At 39.4% G+C, this 18690-nt stretch carries 12 protein-coding genes; 4 read left to right on the plus strand and 8 right to left on the minus strand.

The window, feature by feature from the left end; all coding sequences use genetic code 11:
- Window positions 1–19: 19 nt before the first annotated feature.
- Genes DW862_RS12400 through DW862_RS12415 form a run of 4 tightly spaced genes read right to left on the minus strand, consistent with a single transcriptional unit; the run spans window position 20 to window position 4788 of the window.
- A complete protein-coding gene (locus DW862_RS12400; RefSeq protein WP_008022258.1) occupies window positions 20–991 on the minus strand; it encodes a FimB/Mfa2 family fimbrial subunit in 972 nt (323 codons plus the stop codon).
- Window positions 992–994: 3 nt separating this feature from the next.
- Window positions 995–2596, minus strand: coding sequence for an Mfa1 family fimbria major subunit (locus DW862_RS12405; RefSeq protein ID WP_087318951.1), 1602 nt, complete (start codon window positions 2594–2596; stop codon window positions 995–997).
- A 55-nt stretch (window positions 2597–2651) separates the two neighbouring features.
- On the minus strand, window positions 2652–4193 hold the full coding sequence (locus DW862_RS12410) for a DUF3868 domain-containing protein (protein WP_120068520.1): 1542 nt from the start codon (window positions 4191–4193) through the stop codon (window positions 2652–2654).
- 7 nt (window positions 4194–4200) lie between these two features.
- A complete protein-coding gene (locus tag DW862_RS12415; RefSeq protein WP_008022255.1) occupies window positions 4201–4788 on the minus strand; it encodes a DUF3575 domain-containing protein in 588 nt (195 codons plus the stop codon).
- 619 nt (window positions 4789–5407) lie between these two features.
- Here DW862_RS12415 and DW862_RS12420 point away from each other — a divergent pair.
- Window positions 5408–5932 carry a hypothetical protein gene (locus tag DW862_RS12420; RefSeq protein WP_120068524.1) on the plus strand — a complete coding sequence of 175 codons (525 nt, stop codon included), beginning with the start codon at window positions 5408–5410 and terminating at the stop codon, window positions 5930–5932.
- A gap of 131 nt (window positions 5933–6063) precedes the next feature.
- Window positions 6064–6339, plus strand: coding sequence for a DUF3791 domain-containing protein (locus DW862_RS12425; protein WP_008022253.1), 276 nt, complete (start codon window positions 6064–6066; stop codon window positions 6337–6339).
- 55 nt (window positions 6340–6394) lie between these two features.
- Here the strand turns inward: DW862_RS12425 and DW862_RS12430 are convergent, their stop codons facing one another.
- From DW862_RS12430 to DW862_RS12440, 3 genes are all read right to left on the minus strand, one after another.
- The gene (locus DW862_RS12430; protein ID WP_087318940.1) at window positions 6395–7918 is read right to left on the minus strand and encodes a TlpA disulfide reductase family protein; all 1524 of its coding nucleotides are present in this window, start codon (window positions 7916–7918) and stop codon (window positions 6395–6397) included.
- A 171-nt stretch (window positions 7919–8089) separates the two neighbouring features.
- The gene (locus DW862_RS12435) at window positions 8090–10939 is read right to left on the minus strand and encodes a glycoside hydrolase family 2 TIM barrel-domain containing protein (protein ID WP_087318939.1); all 2850 of its coding nucleotides are present in this window, start codon (window positions 10937–10939) and stop codon (window positions 8090–8092) included.
- Window positions 10940–10975: 36 nt separating this feature from the next.
- Window positions 10976–14293, minus strand: coding sequence for a glycoside hydrolase family 2 TIM barrel-domain containing protein (locus DW862_RS12440; protein WP_120068529.1), 3318 nt, complete (start codon window positions 14291–14293; stop codon window positions 10976–10978).
- Between the two features lie 126 nt (window positions 14294–14419).
- Between DW862_RS12440 and DW862_RS12445 the strand changes: the two genes are divergently transcribed.
- Both DW862_RS12445 and DW862_RS12450 read left to right on the plus strand, forming a co-directional pair.
- Window positions 14420–15946, plus strand: coding sequence for a TlpA disulfide reductase family protein (locus tag DW862_RS12445; protein ID WP_081354135.1), 1527 nt, complete (start codon window positions 14420–14422; stop codon window positions 15944–15946).
- A 242-nt stretch (window positions 15947–16188) separates the two neighbouring features.
- Window positions 16189–17688 (plus strand): ATP-binding protein, encoded by a 1500-nt coding sequence (locus DW862_RS12450; RefSeq protein ID WP_004314671.1) that lies wholly within the window; start codon window positions 16189–16191, stop codon window positions 17686–17688.
- Here DW862_RS12450 and DW862_RS12455 read toward each other — a convergent pair.
- Entirely contained in the window at window positions 17685–18530 is an 846-nt protein-coding gene (locus tag DW862_RS12455) for a helix-turn-helix domain-containing protein (protein ID WP_004314666.1), read from the minus strand. The two genes, DW862_RS12450 and DW862_RS12455, sit on opposite strands and share 4 nt — an antisense overlap.
- Between the last annotated feature and the right edge of the window lie 160 nt (window positions 18531–18690).

Below are 18690 nucleotides of genomic sequence, written 5' to 3' on the forward strand. Positions count from 1 at the left end.
TTCCGTTTCAAAAAACGATTTACATATCTGTTGGTTGGAACCAGTAGGTCCAATTATTGATGGTTATACTCAATGCAATGTAGCCATTCTCTTCCTTATCTCCGATTCGAATGTTGATATCCCATTCGTATCTGCGGTCGAGGTATTCTTGATCGCCCATCATTTCCGGTTTGCTCATCAACAGGTAGTCAATAAGGTTTATAGTTGTTTTTCCTCCGATGTCTATTGTTTTTCCTGACGCTTTTTCGGTGATAGAAAAAGTCGTATCAGCATCCTTAATAAATCTAAGAGTATGGAGGCGGGTTTGTAGGGCGGTCTTACTGTCTTCCTCTTCAACTGAACAAGGATGGTAAATTATATTCTTGCTGCTCTCACCTACATTATTTTTATAGTCATAAAAATTGTTTGCAGTTATTAGTTGTATGTCATATTTTGAAGCATCCACCGGATTATTTCCTCGCGTAATGCCTATCGTTATATCATTAGTATTGCGCACCAAGCTGACATTTTCTGTATTACTGATATTTTCCGAAGAAAACATTAATAGAGGACCGCTATGCCATAATGCATCAAGATGGTTGTTACTTATGTTGTTTTCCGGCTCATATTTCAGCGTTAATTTATTTATTGGATCACCTGTATCCATTGTCGGAAGCTGATAGAATTTATCCGTTTTTCCAGCCCATACAACAGCTGTACAGCCTTTCAAACGATAGGGTATCAGCATACGATAGTCCGGACTTTTTAGCGAATGGCCATTATCAGTAAGTGTCTGTATATATTTTCCTTGCGTATCGAACACGAAAACCTTTACTTCTTCCACCTGTTCGGCGAACCAATCTTCATTTGCCATATTATAGTCATATCGGAATTTTAGAAAGAGGTCACATTGATCAAGGTCGTCATGAAGGACATCGCAACCGGTAATCCCTGCCACTATAAAAGCGGCAAGGATTATTTTGTATTTCTTTATGTGTCTTTTAATTCCCATTTATCAATGCAAATCAACACCTTGTGTCCAATAAGTCCATGGATTGATAGTGATTTTTACAGAAATATATGCATCTGCTTCATCATCATCGGTACCCGGAGGTGTAGGATTGTCAGGATCAGACGGATCGGGAATCCACGGTGTTCCGGGGCCGCTCACGCTTTGAAGTTCAAGGTGATACCAGTTGTTACGCACTACTCCGTATCGGCCTAAAGCCATCTTTTCAGTTACATTCTGATCGTGACGGATCAGGACGTCATAGTAACATACGGATTCATGATAATAACGTACGGCACAGAAGCGTCCGATAATACCAGTTTTTGCATTTAATTGAGTAGCTGTAGCACCTTCCGAAAGACTAGCGACTACAGAATTTTTTGTATCTTGATCACCATCGAATTGCTCCTGTGTCATAATTCCCGCTTTCTTTAAGAATATGGGTAGGTCTACTTTTAGCCCGGAACCATCACTATGTTTTAAATATTCAGTTTTAAGCTGGTCTAATGTATAATAGTTTCCTTTCCAAGAGAAATAACTACTATTTTCGTTCAAACCATAGGGAGTGTACTTAGCCTTTACTACCACCTTGGTGGTGAATCCTAATTGCTGTGCCTTAGCTTCCATTGTATTTTCAAGACAATACAGACTTGTTCCCTTACTCTGTGCAACAGCAGGCATCTCCTCACTTTCGCTGTCTATATTTTTTAGATAATTGAAAGCTGCATCCATATTCGCTTCCATAGTACTCTCATTTGATACATCAGGTTGCTCGTCAGACAAGTAGTTTTTATCCCGACGATAAACTGCTCCAATCGTGGCATTATCGTAAGTGATACGTTCACTATACAGTTTCACACTCTTATTGGTAACGCTTAATTCCCAACCACTGAAAGCAAATGTAGCACCGTCAGGTTTTGTAGAAAAAGACTCCTTAACTGCAAGCTCTACTTTTGCGCTCAATCGATCCACAGAGATTTTAGCTGGATCGCTCTGTGCGTCCGTTTTTGCCTGATTGATGGCCTCACTGGTATATGCAGTCGGCTTATGTACCTTTACTCCCGTCAATGCCCCTTCTATGCCAGCTCCTTCGCCTGCACTCGCCATCATGAAATTTTCATTGGCAGCGATGTTGGCAATAGCTGCCTCAATAGCAGTGTTAATTGCAGACCAAGGTTTACCTTTTACAGTTTCTGAAGTTAAATCCCACCCGTCGGTGTAAGGATTGATAACCACAAATACTTTTTTTGTTTTCTCTGGTACTAATTTTGCATCGCTAGCTACAGCTTCCGGGGTCCCTGTTCCACCGGATTCTCCTCCGCTATTCCCAACGGTCAAACCATCAAAATCAGCCACATCAAGGCACACATCATCCTTGTCAAATAATAAAACTTTGACGGCCCCTGCTTTACTTTCCCCAGAACTTCCCGGTTTTTCTTCTACATTCACTGCTCTTGAAGTAGCTGTGTGACTTTGCAGCGAAAGCGACAGATACGCTTTGCCATCTAGTTCACCACCCGGAATATTCCCTTCCCGGGCATCTTCACTACTACAGCCGGCAAATATAAAAACTGCCAATGTAGATAATAGAAAACTTCTTGTTTTCATCATTGTTAAATGTTTAAATGTTGTAAATAAAAAGATAATTATAATATATAAAAAATCAATAATCTAGTTTACTCATCAATTCGATATTCTCTTCTTTTTTGGCTAATTCCTCCAGATTGAGATTTGCTTGTTTCAATCCGGATTCAGCAGCCTTATTTAGATGTAACTTTGCTTGTTCATAGTCACCTCTTAGCAGATGTAATACTCCCACGGCATTTTCGTATTCCGGTGTGGAAGTCTCTGCTCTCTTTAAGTACTTTTCCGCCAAAAGAGTGTCTTTACGTGAAAGTGCAGCCGAAGCGGCATTCAGATTGGCAATCTTATCATCAGGAAAGACGCTAACGGCTGTTTCAAATAATTCGATAAACTCCGGTGAACCATTTTTGTAAGTTAGAGCAACCAAATAAATTTCATTCAGGCTCAAATTTTGTGGCCGACTATGAATCAGCACTTTTGCCTGTTCTATATTAAAATTCTGAACATCGTACTCTATTTTACAGATCGCTTTACGCAGATGTGGGTAATACTCACGCAACATAAACCGATAAGGATTGCCCTGTTTATATAACATCAACGATTTCTTGCGACTGGTATTCGTTCGGTAGTTTATTTCAACTGGTATGTGATCTATAATATGAAGAATTCCATCCTTTTCTGCCATGTCAGACCCTGCAACCATTTTACGTAGTCCTTCCCAGTTTTCGCCACCATATTCCACCTTGTATAATTCTTTAGAGAAAGGGAAACGAGGGAGAAGGTAATTAACAAGTGCCTTTGCACGTCCTTCGGAAAGCTGTTTGTTAAAAAGGACAGCACCCTCCGGTGAAGCATAACCAATGACTGATATTCCACGAATGGTAATGGCTGTATCATTTTTCACTTCGGCAAGCATGGAGGATATCTTTTTTAGTTCAGTCGGATTATTCATATAGTCCGGTTTAATATCGGTTTTTGATACGACAAAGTCCAGAAATGCTTCACATGACATCTCACGACTTTTGACTGGTTCAACTTTTGGCTGTACGTAACTAATATGTGGAGTGATTTGATAAGGGACGGGAAGTTTCTCCAAAGTAACAGCACTAAAAAGAGGAATAGCTGATAGTAACCTGCCTGGCCTGCAACAGCCCATCACTTCTTTCTTTACATTCAGATATGCATCCTTCATCCATGGCTCGAATGGAATTATCAACGAGTACCGAATCTGTTCTTTTCCAGTCATTCCATACCCTTTTAATATGGAGTATGGAGCTTCTGACTGGTAAAAAGCACGTTCCTGCGTATTCATCAAAGCAAGTTTACGTTTCAGATTCTGATAGTTCTTACGACCTTTAATGGATATTTCCGGCAATTCCATCTGATGGTTTGCAGCAATCAATACTGGTATCAGTTCTATAGAATGATTGGAGCTGACTTGTATATTATCAAAGTTGTAAAGTATTTGAATATGCAATGAATCTCCCGCTTGCTGTAGTTCAAGAGCTGTTGGCTGTATAATTCCTGTATACCATTTCTTGGGATTTTCTTCTCCGTATGATAAAGAAGAAATGGTCAGGAATATGATTAACAGGTATAGGAATGATCTTAATTTTGTCATGGTTGTATTATTTTATAAGAAATATAAGTGAGATTGCAGCTTTAGTTGGTCCAAAATAATTGCGGTTTTCTGTTCCGACCTTTTCACCACAAGTCTTACACCGGAACTTGTCATAATGTAGCCGCACATATCCTACACCTATATTTGCTTCAAGGCTCCAACGATTACTAAGAAGGAAGTGATAACCATACGAGATGCCTCCTCCTGCTCCCCATCCTTCATATCGGTAATGGCTGGAATTATCCCCGAATAAAAGTGGCAAGTGATGACCGGCTATGTTATATTGTGTTCCTATTATGTGTATCCCCCAAAAATGTCCGCTAAATCTTTCACATGTCCAATAACGATATTCCATTGTACCGAGCCAGTGCACCAGTTTTTTATTTGAAGATGCTTTATTGGGTGTAAACCAGTTAAGTCCGGCGCCAAGTTCTATTGTAGTGCGTGGAGAAAGTCCCCACTCTACTCCCAAGTTAGGAGTACCTGAATATGCACCGTAGAACAGGTTTGTTTTTACTGCTACCTTTTGGGCCGAACATTTTAAAATGCTTCCCCAACATATCAAAAGTAGAATTGCTATATATTGTATTTTCATCAGATGCGTATATTGAATATTTTGCTTTTGCTTGCGTTAATAAATGATTATCGGATGCGAAATTACAAAATAAATATATATTAAAGTAAAACGTTCTGAAATTGCACATTGATTCCGAAGTTTCGTCCAAAATAGTTCTATAAATCACTAAAATGAGGGTTAGATAACTATAAAAAGGACTTATCGGATAAACATTGTTAAATTATTATCCAACTTATTCAATTATCTTTTGTGACATACTAAACGTTTATACACGCGCAAAACAAACGATGTGTAAGGGTGGTTATTTATATTTACATATTACTTGTGGTACTTCAATTATGCGTTTTGAAAAATCAGAATATTACAGCTAGTTTTGTTCCCGGATTTTAAGGAACCATCCGTTTCTTTAAAAGGAACAAGGCGTTCCTCGGTGAGAAACAGGTCGTTCCTTTAAAAGGAACGGCTCCTTGGTTTTAAACCAAAAAACAGTATCTATAATACACTGTATATCAATTTATTATAAAAAGAAGAATTCCGTCCCGATAACCATGGGAATATTCTCAATAAACCAAACGGAATTCACAGTCTAAGGGGCTGTATATACATACTTTTTTATTACAAACTTAAAAAAAATCCCATGGTTACAGTTACAATTAATATCAAGCCATATTTGGCTGGATATATGTATGTCCGATATCGACAAAGTTTAGAACCCGATCCAGAGAACCAGTCTCATTCTTCCTCTCCTTCTTCTTCCAAACGACTTATCCCTATCCATCTCTCCCACATTACTCCAGTTTATCACTTCCTTCATCAACTATCTGTCCCTCATCCGCAAAATACTTCATGGAAAGAAATTGGAAATATTTGCTTTGTACTGCCCAAACCGCGTAATGGGAAGAATCCGGAAGTCTATAACTATATCAGAAACGATAGTGCATTGATTATAGAAAAGGAAATAGAAACGGAGATGAAAGCGGAATTATACTCCTTTCTATTGGATAATAAGTTTAATAAAGGAGTGATGTTTAAAAAGTCAATAGAACAATTTGTAGAGCACTATGAAATGGTAGGACTGGTACAGGAAGAAACGCTGATGAGAGCATTTCAAAGATGGAGGAAGTTGGTGAAAGAAGAAAAAGCTATAATGAAAGTATATTAATTTTGCTTTAATATTCTATAAGGAAACGCGACATACTATACTAATTAATTGGAAGAAAGAAGGAACTTTTCTATCTTTGCTAATATTAATCTTTTTCGCTAATGGATTAAGATAAGAAAGGAGAAAATAATATGACTCTCAAAGAAAAACAATTAGAGTTTATTATCTATTGTATAGAGAATACAGCTGAACGGTTAGGACGCTACAGTGCGGATGTATATAATAAACTAAAAGAATTAGGTGCTATAGACGGCTATATAAATGCTTTTTATGATACTTTGCATACCCAAGGCAAAGCCTACATAGTAGATTCTTTATTGGAATATATCTATCATCGTGATCCACAATGGTTACCGAAAGATTATCGTCCTTTTCAAGTTTCGACACAGCCAGCCAAAAGGAGATAAGTCATGTTAACTGTTTATCATGGTTCTACTTACCGTGTAGAACAACCTTCTTTTGTTATTTGCTGTCTTTCACAGCCTCTTCAATTCGAGATACTAATTGCGGATTGCTGGGACGTGCTGTAGTTCCGAAATCTACAATTTGCCCTTTTCTATTAATCAACAAATAATAGGGCATTCTATCTATTTTCCATTGTTTGCGAATTTTCTGTAAGTTATCTTTTCCAAAAGAATCAGATGCATAAATACATTCAATTCCCCGGTTTTTCAATGAATACTCATTCAGACATTCTTCCCATTCTTCCTTGGGTTCACTTACACATATGGAATATATGACCAGGTCTTTGGTGGAATACTTACTCCGCAATTGTTTCAAAGGTTCCATTTCTGCCAGGCATGGTGGACACCACCTAGCCCAAAAATCGAAATAGATTACTTTTCCGTGATTCTTCTCAAGTATATTATAGATGGGTTCCATGTAAGGCATAGATGTTTTTAGCTTTGAGTTTTCGTGAAACTCACCATATAATAAATTGTTGGAAACTGGTTGCGGATTTTCCAGGTAAGATTTAGTCTGATTATATATCTGCATCACTTGTGCACGCAAATGCGGCATTTTTACAATCGAATCAAACTGTGTATGCCTCGTTGTTAAAGCAAGTGTATCATTTGCATTCAAAGAGCCAACTGCCATTTTGGTATATATATACTGGTTCAGTTCATTCTCTCCTACTGCCGACATAATCTCTTCTACAGATGGATTTTTTTTATCTTTGTAAGTTATCCCATAAGCTATATAGCGTTCTACTTCATCGGCAATATCATATAAACGTGCCGAAAGAATCCCTTTATTATAAAGTTTATTGATTGCAGGCAGAAGTTTATGATACCGATCCATTTCTTTTCTCGTTTTAAACTGGCATTGGTTACCATAGGATAACAAAGCGTAATAATAATCCTGTTTCAGTAACTCTTCAGTAAATAACGTAACATCTTCCATTGGCTTATACTTCGTCAGATACTCGTTTCTTCGCTCCAAACGAAAGTCATATTCCTTCTTTAATTCAGCCTCAAAATCCTTAATATTCAAATTCGGGTTTATACTATAATTCTGTATGTAATAGTAGGCGCTTTCTGTAAATGCCAGTATTTCTTGATTCAGTTTTTCTGCATCACCTGTTACTTTGGGATGAAAAAGATCTTTGAAGTCTATTTCCACATGTATGCTATCTCCCGGGTGGATATACAAATGTTCTGCATAATTGCGAATGGAAACTTCTCTTAATTTTGCATAAACCGGAAAGCGGAATGAAAATGAGCCATCTTCTTGTATGGGGGTACGATATTGATTTTCCATTTTCCAAAAAAATGGAATGATGAGAGTTAATTCCCTTTCTTGAGGATAAAAGTCCCGGTTCAACACTTTTCCTGTGATAACAGCTTCTTTAATATATTCTTTTGCTAACGGATAACTTTCTTCTGTCTGTACAGATGATTCGAATTGAGATTTTGCCCGGTCTTTTTGCCCGCATCCGGCTAATAACAAAGAGGTTATTATCAGAAAGGAATAATAGTGTTTCATCGTGCCTGAATATTAGAAAGTTCGCAAATCTAAATAAATAAGAGTTCTTGCCTCCAAATATAGAAAATTTATTTTACGGAAAAAAATTTGTAGCCATTTTCATTCTCAAACTTCAGAAGATTAAATAAAAAAAGGTACCCAACGCAATGTGGATACCTTTATATGATTCATTTACATAAACCGGAAAATGACTCGTCCGGTTTGTGGACCATTTACCCATTTCGGTTGTGAAGAGGGACCACACAAATCGGTGGAGTTTACTTTATTACGTACCGGAGGAATCACGTTCAGGACAGAGATTCCGCTTTCGGGAAGAGTATAAAGTAAACGGTCGCGGCCATCACGAGGCTGATATACTCCGATATACGCGTCGGGAGCTTCGTTTGTCAGACTGATAGTGCCTTCTTTCGTTTGGATATTCATCCAGGAAACATCACCAAAGTATCCTTTGAATTCGGGATATGTGAAGGTCTCACCCGGAATAGGATCGTTATAGTCGTTTTCCCAAACATCGTATTGTGTTCCGTGAATACGGTTTTGCCATACACGGTAAGGTCCGGCACCCAGCCAGCGTTTGCTGATTACCTGATCTTCAGGATAGTCGAAACGAATACCCATCAAGTCTACGACACCGGAGAAATTGTAGGTATAATCCAAAGCCAGTTCTCCACTCGGGTTAATTGTCCATTGGGCTTTATCCAGATTGCCTAGTTTATAATTGGCGGTAACAACCAGATTACCTCCGTCTTCTTTCACATCCAGTTTCGTAAATACGGCAGCATCAGGGAATTCGCTGTATGTGCGGTCTTTTTCTTTTGCTTTCTCATCATCATGGTTATAGAACTGATCCAATGAGCGGTCTGCACGACGGGCTCCAATGAAACGGGGACCATTGGCGAAGTTAATCTTACGGTTATCTACAGATACCCCTTTCAGTTGTCCGTCTTTCTTTGAGAAGATGAACGTACGCTTATTCGCTTTTACAGTAAGCTCATTTTCTGTCTCTGTATAAGTAGGACGACTGGACAAGGGAGAAAGCTGTTCAGTCTGCTGATTCAGTTTGTTGACCGGGAAAGTCCAGCGCCAAAGTTCATGGCCGTATGGATCGATTGCTGTCAGGAAGAGGGCGTCTGCATTGGAGAGGATATTTGTTTTTATATCCAAAATGCCTGCCGAGTGAGCAACCACGTCACTGCCTTGCACTTCACCCTCTTTCAACACTTGAATAGCGGCATTGGATGCATCTGTTGCCAGCGGGAATTTTACTTGCTTCCAAAGGAAACGGCAAGTATTCAGATTCAGATAATCGTAACGGTTTTCTACGGAGAATTTGCCATCAAATTGCTTGTCGATAGAAGTATTCATGATTTGCACCGGACTCCATAACTGCTTGATAGTGTAGTAGCTACCTTCCTTTTCGTGATGTGGTCCTACAATACCGTCTGCTCCAAAGTTTCCCTGGTTATCGATGAATCCGTCCATATCTACACGCTTCACACCTTCGTCTGCCAATACCCAAAGGAATCCACCGATACAACGGGGATGCTTGCGCATCATTTCCCAATAATCATATAATCCCGCACCATGGCCGCCATCGTATAAACCATGCAAGAATTCCGTAGGCATAAAGATTTCCGGTAAGCGCATGTAGTTCTGGCTTTCTCCGTAAGAGCGGTAATGCATGGTTTCAAAACCGGAGAAATTGCCTTGCGGGTGAATAACCGGACGTTTCTGCGGATCGTATTTATGAAACTCTCCATCCAGTTCGGTATTCCATCCTTTTTCATTACCATTACTCCACCAAATAATAGACGGATGATTCACGTCACGTTCTATCATGCCTTCAATCAGACGTACTCCGGTGGGGGTATCATACTTGCCATGCCAGCCTCCCAATTCATCCATCACATAAAGTCCGAGAGAATCACAGGCTTCCAAAAATTCCGGGTCAGCCGGATAGTGGCTCAAACGGACAGAATTCATGTTCATGCCTTTCATCAAAAGAACGTCTTCGATATTCTTCTCTTTACTCAACGTACGGCCACTTTCAGGACGGAAACTATGGCGATTGACACCACGTACATTGATACGTACTCCGTTTATATAAAGTCCGTCGCTTTCGCGTACTTCAATTGTGCGGAAACCAAAATTTTCTGTTTCACTATGCAAAACCTTACCGGTCTTATCCAATAGAGAGAATTGCGCTTTATAAAGATTCGGAGTTTCCGCTGTCCATAATGCGGGGTTAGATACATTCAGTTGCAGGGAAGTCCAGTCGCCTCCTGTTTTTACGGGTACGGTGGTTTCCGTTATCTTTTTCCCTTTTTTATCTAAAATCTGTGTACGGATGCTCATTCCGTCATTAGAGATATTTGTGTAACAGTTGGCTCGGAAAGTTCCATCCATCTTTGCGTCAATGGCAATGTGCCGCAGGTTTACGGCTGGTTTCACCTCCAGGAACACCGGACGGAAGATACCGCCGAAATTCCAATAATCAGCACGACGTTCGGCAAGGTTCACACTGGCATTTTCACTCTCTTTGGCAACAGTGACTTCCAATAAATTCTTTTTGCCATATTTCAGGAAATCCGTGACGTTGTATGAAAAACGATAGAAGGCTCCCTGATGTTTGGAACCCACTTTGCGTCCGTTCACTTTTACTTCCGTATCTGTCATTGAAGCTTCGAATACAAGATTGACCTGTTTACCGCGAAACTTTTCCGGAACTTCAAACTCGTACTTATACATACCTTTTTCATCGGCAACGCCTTCAGGAAATGGCTTTCCATAGAAAGTGATCCCATACTGATAAGTGCCGAAGCCTTGCAATTCCCAACAGGAAGGTACGCCGATTTTCGTCCATTTGCCGGAATTGCGTCCGTTGGTACAAAAGAAGTCCCATTCAACCATATCGTCGCATCCGTGACCGGAGAGATATTGCCTTTCCGTTTGTGGAAGGTTTTGAGCAGCCAGGGTAGTTGCCAACGCCAAGGTTGATAATAAAGTGGTTACTTTTTTCATTGTTACTTTTATTATTGTGTTAGTTATTTATTGCTATTATTGTTTACTACTGATACGGAGATGCAACGTATGTTCTTTTTTCTCTATGGCATATTTCTTCAATACACCCGGTCCGCAACTACTGTTTCCTAATCCAAGTACGGCAGCATCCATACTAAGAATAACTTCTGCACGTGGTTTTAAATCGCAATCGTGAGTTTCTTCATAGATGTCTTGTACGGTGTAATGCAGGGCAGATGCAGAAAATGCGTTTTCTACCGCGTCAACACGAATGCCTTTATTCTGTTTGTCGGTCAAGGTAAGATAATGCACTTCTTCTTTGTTTCCACTGTCCTGCGGACGTGGATAATGTACGTATTGGTCTGCAACGCTTCCTTTCCAAAGCCCTATCATAGCAGATGTTTTGCGGTCAGGATAGTTATCCTGTGGTCCTCTGCCATACCAGGTAAATGTATCATAAGCAGGCGCCAGACAGAATGCGATTCCTAAACGGGGAATTTCAGGAAGAACTCCTTGTGGCAAGAAAGTTGTTTTCAGATCAATCGTTCCATCTGAAAAGACCGTATAGACAGAAGTCGTCACCACTTTTCCTTCTTTATATAAATTACTTGTTTGAATCCGGACAATGACCGCCCCGTCTGCACGTTTTTCATGGTGGAAAGATTCCAAATTTATCTGCGGATGATCCATTCCATGCAATTTCCAGTCTTTAGCCAACCAGTTTCCGAAGCTCTTGTCATTATCTGTCGGAGCACGGAAAACTTGAGTGACAGGCTGAACCGGAAAATCATCGGAGTGAGTCAGCATTTCTTTGCCCTTATATATAAGGGAAGTCATACTTCCGTTCACTTTCTTTTCCCACTGGACAGAAAAACCGTGCCCACTAATCAATAAAGAATTATCATCCTCTTTCACCTGAAGCGCTCCTTTATTAATTAAATCAGCAGAAGCTAAATCTCCTTTCTGCAAACAGAATTGTTCCCAGGCCACTTCATGTCCTGCCTTTGCCCAAAGAGCATCCGATTTCAAAACAATGCTTACTTTCAGTTGGTAATCGGAAAGAGTTTTCTCCGTTTTTTTATTGGTCTTACTAACTTTCTCATTTTTATTACTCAAAGAATAAATATCTTTTGATGATCGGAAAGCCGGCAAATCAATTGTTTTACTTTCGCCTGGAGTTATTTCTGGCAATGTTATTTCTCCCCGTTCTTTCTCCTTACCATCCACTGATAATGTCCACAGACAACGATAAAGTGATAAATCAATATGATGATTCCGGTTGGTTACTCTCAACTCTCCATTCTCAACTCTCAACTCAACCGGTGCATATACTTTTTTTACCTCCCAATATTTAGGCGTAGTTTCACGGTCACTCATCAGTAATCCATTAAAGCAGAAAGCTTTTAAATTCGGCTTATCGTCAAAATCACCGCCGTAAGCCACCATGGTACGGCCATCGGGTAATGTCTTGTAGATTCCCTGATCTACCCAATCCCATATAAAACCACCCAGCATACGGGGATTGCTATATATCTCATCCCAATATTCCTTGAAATTTCCTAATGCATTCCCCATGGAATGTGCATATTCACTCGTCATTACCGGACGGTCGTCATTGGTACGCTCCGCAATCTCCAGCAACCGCTCCCAACGTGCATTTTCAGCGCGTTCCTTGTCCTCTCCCTCTGCAATGCCGGGATTTAAGTATTCCTGTTTCACCCGGGTATAAAAGCGGCTGATAACATCGACCGTCTTCGGGTCAGGATTTCCGTCCACTCCCTGTGCCCCCTCATAGTGTACAGGACGAGTGGGATCGAAATCATGCAGCCATGCCGAAATAGCAGCGAAGTTCGGTCCGTAACCGCTTTCGTTTCCCATGCTCCACATTACAATACATGGATAATTCTTATCACGTTCCGCCATACGGACCGCACGGTCCATAAATGCTGCATGCCAGTCGGGGGTACTTGCGAGTGTTCCACGCAATCCGTGTTCTTCTATATCCGCTTCGTCCATCACGTACAATCCCAAGCTGTCGCATAGCTCGTACCAACGGCTGACATTGGGGTAATGGCTGGTGCGTACGGCATTTATATTCGCCTGTTTCATTAACAGAATATCCTGAAGCATCCGTTCTTCGCTCATGACACGTGCCGTCCGTGGATCATGTTCGTGGCGGTTCACTCCACGAAAACGAACCGGATTACCATTCACTAACAGTTGTCCTTTTTTGATTTCTACAGAGCGGAAGCCCACGGCCTGTTCTATCTGTTCTACGACTTTTCCTTCTCCATTTTGGAGAGTTAAGTGTAATTTATAAAGATAGGGTGTTTCTGCCGTCCATCTTTCCGGCGATTTTATAATGGCTGACAAACGTCCCATCTTACGCGGACCACGCTGCGGATACCATTCATTCATCCGGCTTGCTTTATGCTCCAAATCAAGAATATCTTCCACATTGCCTTTCAATGTGGCAACTTCTTTGCCTGAAGCATCCTTCAATACTCCCTGTAAGACATACCCTTTTCCGGTCATCCCTCGATATACACTGAATTGCGGATCAATTTGCAAAATAAAGTCTTCATAATCACCAGCAGATGCAGGAAGAGTGCGTACCGCATAATCACGGACATGAATATCCGGCGTATGTATCAGATGAATACTACGATGAATACCACCAAAACGCCAGAAATCCTGATCTTCCAGATAAGAACCGTCACTATATCGGTAGACTTCCTGTGAAATTTGATTTTCTCCGGATTTCAGATACTTCGTGACATTAAATTCACTCGGTTCCATACTGCCTTGGCTATACCCTACCCGTTCGCCATTAATCCAAACATAAAAGGCGCTCATTACGCCCTCAAATCGTAGAAAAGTCTGTCCATTCGCTTCCCATCCGGCCGGCAAGACAAAGGTACGCCGATATTGCCCTACCGGGTTCCGTTCTTTATACGTGGTATAGTCAGTTTTCGGTTCTCCCATCACCCGTGGAGGATCTATTTTAAACGGATAGCCTGCTGAAACATAGATAGGCGTGCCATATCCGTTCATTTCCCAATTGGCGGGAACAGGAAAATCCGTCCAATCTTTATCATTAAAATTTGTCTGATAGAAATTCATGACTCTTTCATTGGGAACGGGAGTCCAACGGAATTTCCAGGTTCCGTCTAAAGAGATTGAACCGTCTCCTTTCTGTACAGAGAAAGGGGTAAAAGCGGCTCTTGCCGGTTCACGATTGATCTGGAGAACATGATGATTCTCCCAATCATGCATTGTTTGTGCCTGTGTAGGACTTACAAACAATATACCAAATAGCAAAGTATATATTTTCATTCGTTCTTTTTTCTTCATATCAAGTAGACGGACGAAAGGACATTTTGTACCCTTTTCTTTTACAGAAATATTAAAGAACAATAAAAGGAGTAACACTCTATGAAGAAAATCTTTACCTTGTGGCGTATAATTACTTCTAATATTATGATGATGAAAAAACTACTATTTAGCAGCCTCTTTTTATTAGGCAGTCTCGTTTCACAAGCACAACACGAGTACACAATTAAAGGTGAGGTAAAAGGAGTGAAAGACGGAACTCATATTTCCTTATTTTTGACGGATGGACGCGTAGGAAGCATAGTTGGTACGGATACGATACGTAATGGAACTTTCTTTTTCAAGCGAAATGCAGGAGAAAGCGGTATGGATCAACTGTCTCTCATGTGTCGTGATACAGATTTCCCTCCAATGTCGTTAGATATTTATGCAACTCCGGGCGCAAAAATAAAAGTAACGGGCACAAACCCTCTGATTTATACATGGAGGGTAGATAGTCCGGTAAAAGAACAACAAGAACATAATAGATTCATTGAGGATTCCCGTGACTTATGGGACGAATTTCAACGCTTGGCTATCAAAGAAAGAAGTATGCGTTCAGCTTCAGAAACCGAACGAAAAGCACTTCGAACAAAGAGTGATAGTATATCTTCCATTATTAATCAACGGGAATTAAAGTTGATGAAGGAACTCCCTATTTCTAATGTCTGGATGGAAAAATTGCTCCGTTTGAGTATGTCATTGAAGTACAATCCAAAGTTTACCAATAAGGAAGAAATACTGGCTTTGTATGACAGATTAAACGAAGAACAGAAAGCTTCCATTGAAGGACAAGAAATCAGGGTTAATCTCTTTCCTCCTAAAACGGTGAAAGAAGGAGATGACATGGCAGATGCCGATCTTTTTGATTTAGATGGAAAGGTGCATCATTTGGCTGATTTCAAAGGAAAATATATGTTACTTGATTTCTGGAGCAGCGGTTGTGGTCCCTGCATCATGGCTTTGCCCGAAATGAAAGAGATTCAAGAGCAATATAAAGACCGACTCACCATCATCAGTTTGAGTTCAGATACGCAAACTAGATGGAAAGCTGCTTCTGCACAACATGAAATGACTTGGCAAAACTTAAGCGACTTGAAACAGACTGCAGGACTATATGCTGTGTATGACGTCAACGGTATTCCGAATTATGTTCTTATCTCTCCCGAAGGCAAAATCGTGAAAATGTGGTCGGGCTATGGTAAAGGCAGCTTGAAATTAAAGATGCGTAGATATTTGGATGCACCAAAGCGTGAAATGAGTATCACCGGGGACACCAATAGAAAAGTCGTTAATCATCCGAGTTTTGAATCAACCAATACTGATATTCTTGAAGTGAAGCAGGTAGAATTGACTGATACAGCCACTATCGTTCATTTTTATGCATATTACATACCCAAATACTGGATACAAGTAAGTGTAAATGCCAAACTAGTAGACGAGCAAGGTGCATCATACACATTACAAAAAGCTGACGGCATTACCCCCGGTAAGCATTTCTTTCTGCCTGAAAGCGGAGAAGCCGAATTTTCCCTAACTTTCAAACCATTACCTCTCAAAACTAAATCATTCAATTTCACAGAAGGAACAGCCAAAAACGATTGGCAAATAAATGGGATAAAGCTTACTAGATAAAGAAAAAGAAATGTGCCAAAATAAAATCATAAAGGAGTTTTGGCACATTCTCTCTATTAATATTTGAATATCGAATATTAAAATAAGAATATTGTATTAACATTAAATATCTTGCAATTTAAAATAACCGTATAAGTCGCTCAAAAAGAGCTGTAAATATGTTATAATCTTCACAGAAATGGTTTTCTTTGTTATAAGATATGTCTCATATATCTTATATTCAGTATAAAACAATAAAAGAAATGGAAGATTACAAACAGACACTCTATAACGATGAATTATTAAACATTTTACCCGACGGAGTGATTATATTTGATACAAATGGAGAAGTTATACAACTCAATCAGCAGGCTTTTGCAGAACTGCATGTTCATCCGTCGGTCAATGATATGCTTCCCTTTCCTACCAATCGTTTATTTAAACTGCTAAACAAAAAGGAAGATATACTTTCGACTATTCTGGAAAAGATTCGTCAGGGAGAAAATACGTATTCATTACCTGAACATACCTTCATGCAAGAACAGGTTGATTACACACAATTTCCTATAAGAGGAGAATTTGCAACGATCAGGGATAGAACTAATTTAAACAAGATCTTATTCTTTTTCCGCAATATTACAGTAGAGCTTACACAGGAATATATTCTGAATACTGCTTTGCAAAGAACCAGAATCTATCCATGGTATTATGATATAAGTCGGAGTGAATTTACTCTTGACGATCGTTATTTTGAACATTTAGGTATTCCGGCAGGAGAAAATAATACTTTGACAATGGAGGAATATGTGAATATGATTCATCCGGACGATCGACAACCTATGGCTGATGCCTTTGTTGTACAACTTAGTGGTAATACAACTTTTGACAAAACAGTTCCATTCCGTTTGCGCCGGGGAGATGGTACTTGGGAATGGTTTGAAGGGCAGTCAACTTATATTGCAAACATATCCGGCCATCCCTATCGGTTAGTGGGAATCTGCTTGAGTATTCAGGAATATAAAGACATAGAAAACACCTTAATCGAGGCACGTAAAAAAGCAGAAGAAAGCGATCGTCTTAAAATGGCGTTTCTGGCTAATATGAGTCATGAAATCCGTACGCCGCTGAATGCAATAGTCGGCTTTTCTGATGTTATAGGTTCCACTTATGATGAGTTAAGTGAAGAGGAACGTGCCGATTTCGTGCGACTAATCAGCATCAATAGCGAACATTTAGTACGATTGATTGACGACATACTTGATTTGTCCAAGATTGAATCAAATACGATTAAATTTACTTTCTCCAACTGTTCCCTTAACTCTTTAATGATGGACATAGAGAAAGAACAGGCAATGAAACCTATTTCCGAAATTGAAATAAAGTCATTATTACCGGATGAAGATGTTTATATCAACACAGATATTACACGCCTGAAACAAGTAATATGCAATTTCATTAATAATGCCCGGAAATTCACCCAAAAAGGATATATTCATTTTGGGTATACGCTTGATAACAGAAATGCGGATTCTGTACAAATATTTGTAGAAGATACCGGTTCGGGAATTCCGCAAGAATGTTTGAATGAAATCTTTGATCGTTTCTACAAAGTAGATACTTTTAAACAGGGAACCGGTTTAGGACTTTCTATCTGTAAAACGATTGTAGAACACCTGCAAGGAGATATCTCCGTTAAATCAGAGATTGGGAAAGGTAGTTGTTTTACCGTTACATTACCATTTGATAGAAAAACAGAAGATTAGCGTCCTCTATATTCTTGAGGGGTAATACCAGTATGCTGCTTAAAAAACTTATTAAAGAAGGAGATATTATTAAACCCTAAAGATAGAGCTATATTTTTTACAGGTTCATCGGTCGACTTTAAACGGGATTTAGCTTCCATCAAAATGACAGAAGCAATCACCTCTAATGGAGTATTTCCTGCCGCCTTTTTAATTGTAGAACAGAAATGGGGCAGGCTAAGTCCTAACTCATCAGCATAGAAAGATGTTCCGTGATGGATTGTATAATGTTTCATGACTAATTTTAAAAACTCCTGATAAATCTCATACTTTCTTGATTGAGAAGACAAATACCAATTATTCTGTAACTTATATATTTCTGTAGCCCCTTGGATAAACATGGTAAGAACAGCTTTTACTATCTCCTTATTTTCGCGCGTCCTAAGTGAAGCGTATGAAAGAATAGATGATTCATAAAACATTTTATAACTACAGGCCTGAAGTGGAGATAAAGCAACTATCGGATTCTCCATAATTACCGGAAGAAGGTGCTGGGTAGCTTTCATCAAATTTATACTTTCTATAAAATGAGATGAAAAGCCCGCATAATAAATCTGGATATCGGATGAGAATGTGTGCACCTCTAATATGCAATTAGGCGGCAAAGTTATTAAATCATTTTCACTAATATGATGGGTATTGGTATTGATCGTCACCTCCATAGTGCCTTTTATACAAAGAATAAATAAGCCGGATTCAATCTTACATGGAAAATTCTTATAGCTCTTCAGTAAATCTTTTGCGAATCCCTCTCCTACAATATAATCAACCGGCAAATCATACTTTGGTATATTACTTTCCATTATTGCTCTTTTTGTTTGTCCTCAAAGATAGAGATTATTTAATTCCTATCTTTTAAATAATTAAAATCGGAACATTGAATCATAAAAAAATAACATCTATATTCTATTTCTAAGAAAATGATCCGAATATAAAGAAACGGGATGCGGAAAGTTTACCTTA

This window comes from Bacteroides sp. AM37-9 (assembly GCF_003603455.1).
Lineage (GTDB): Bacteria > Bacteroidota > Bacteroidia > Bacteroidales > Bacteroidaceae > Bacteroides > Bacteroides xylanisolvens.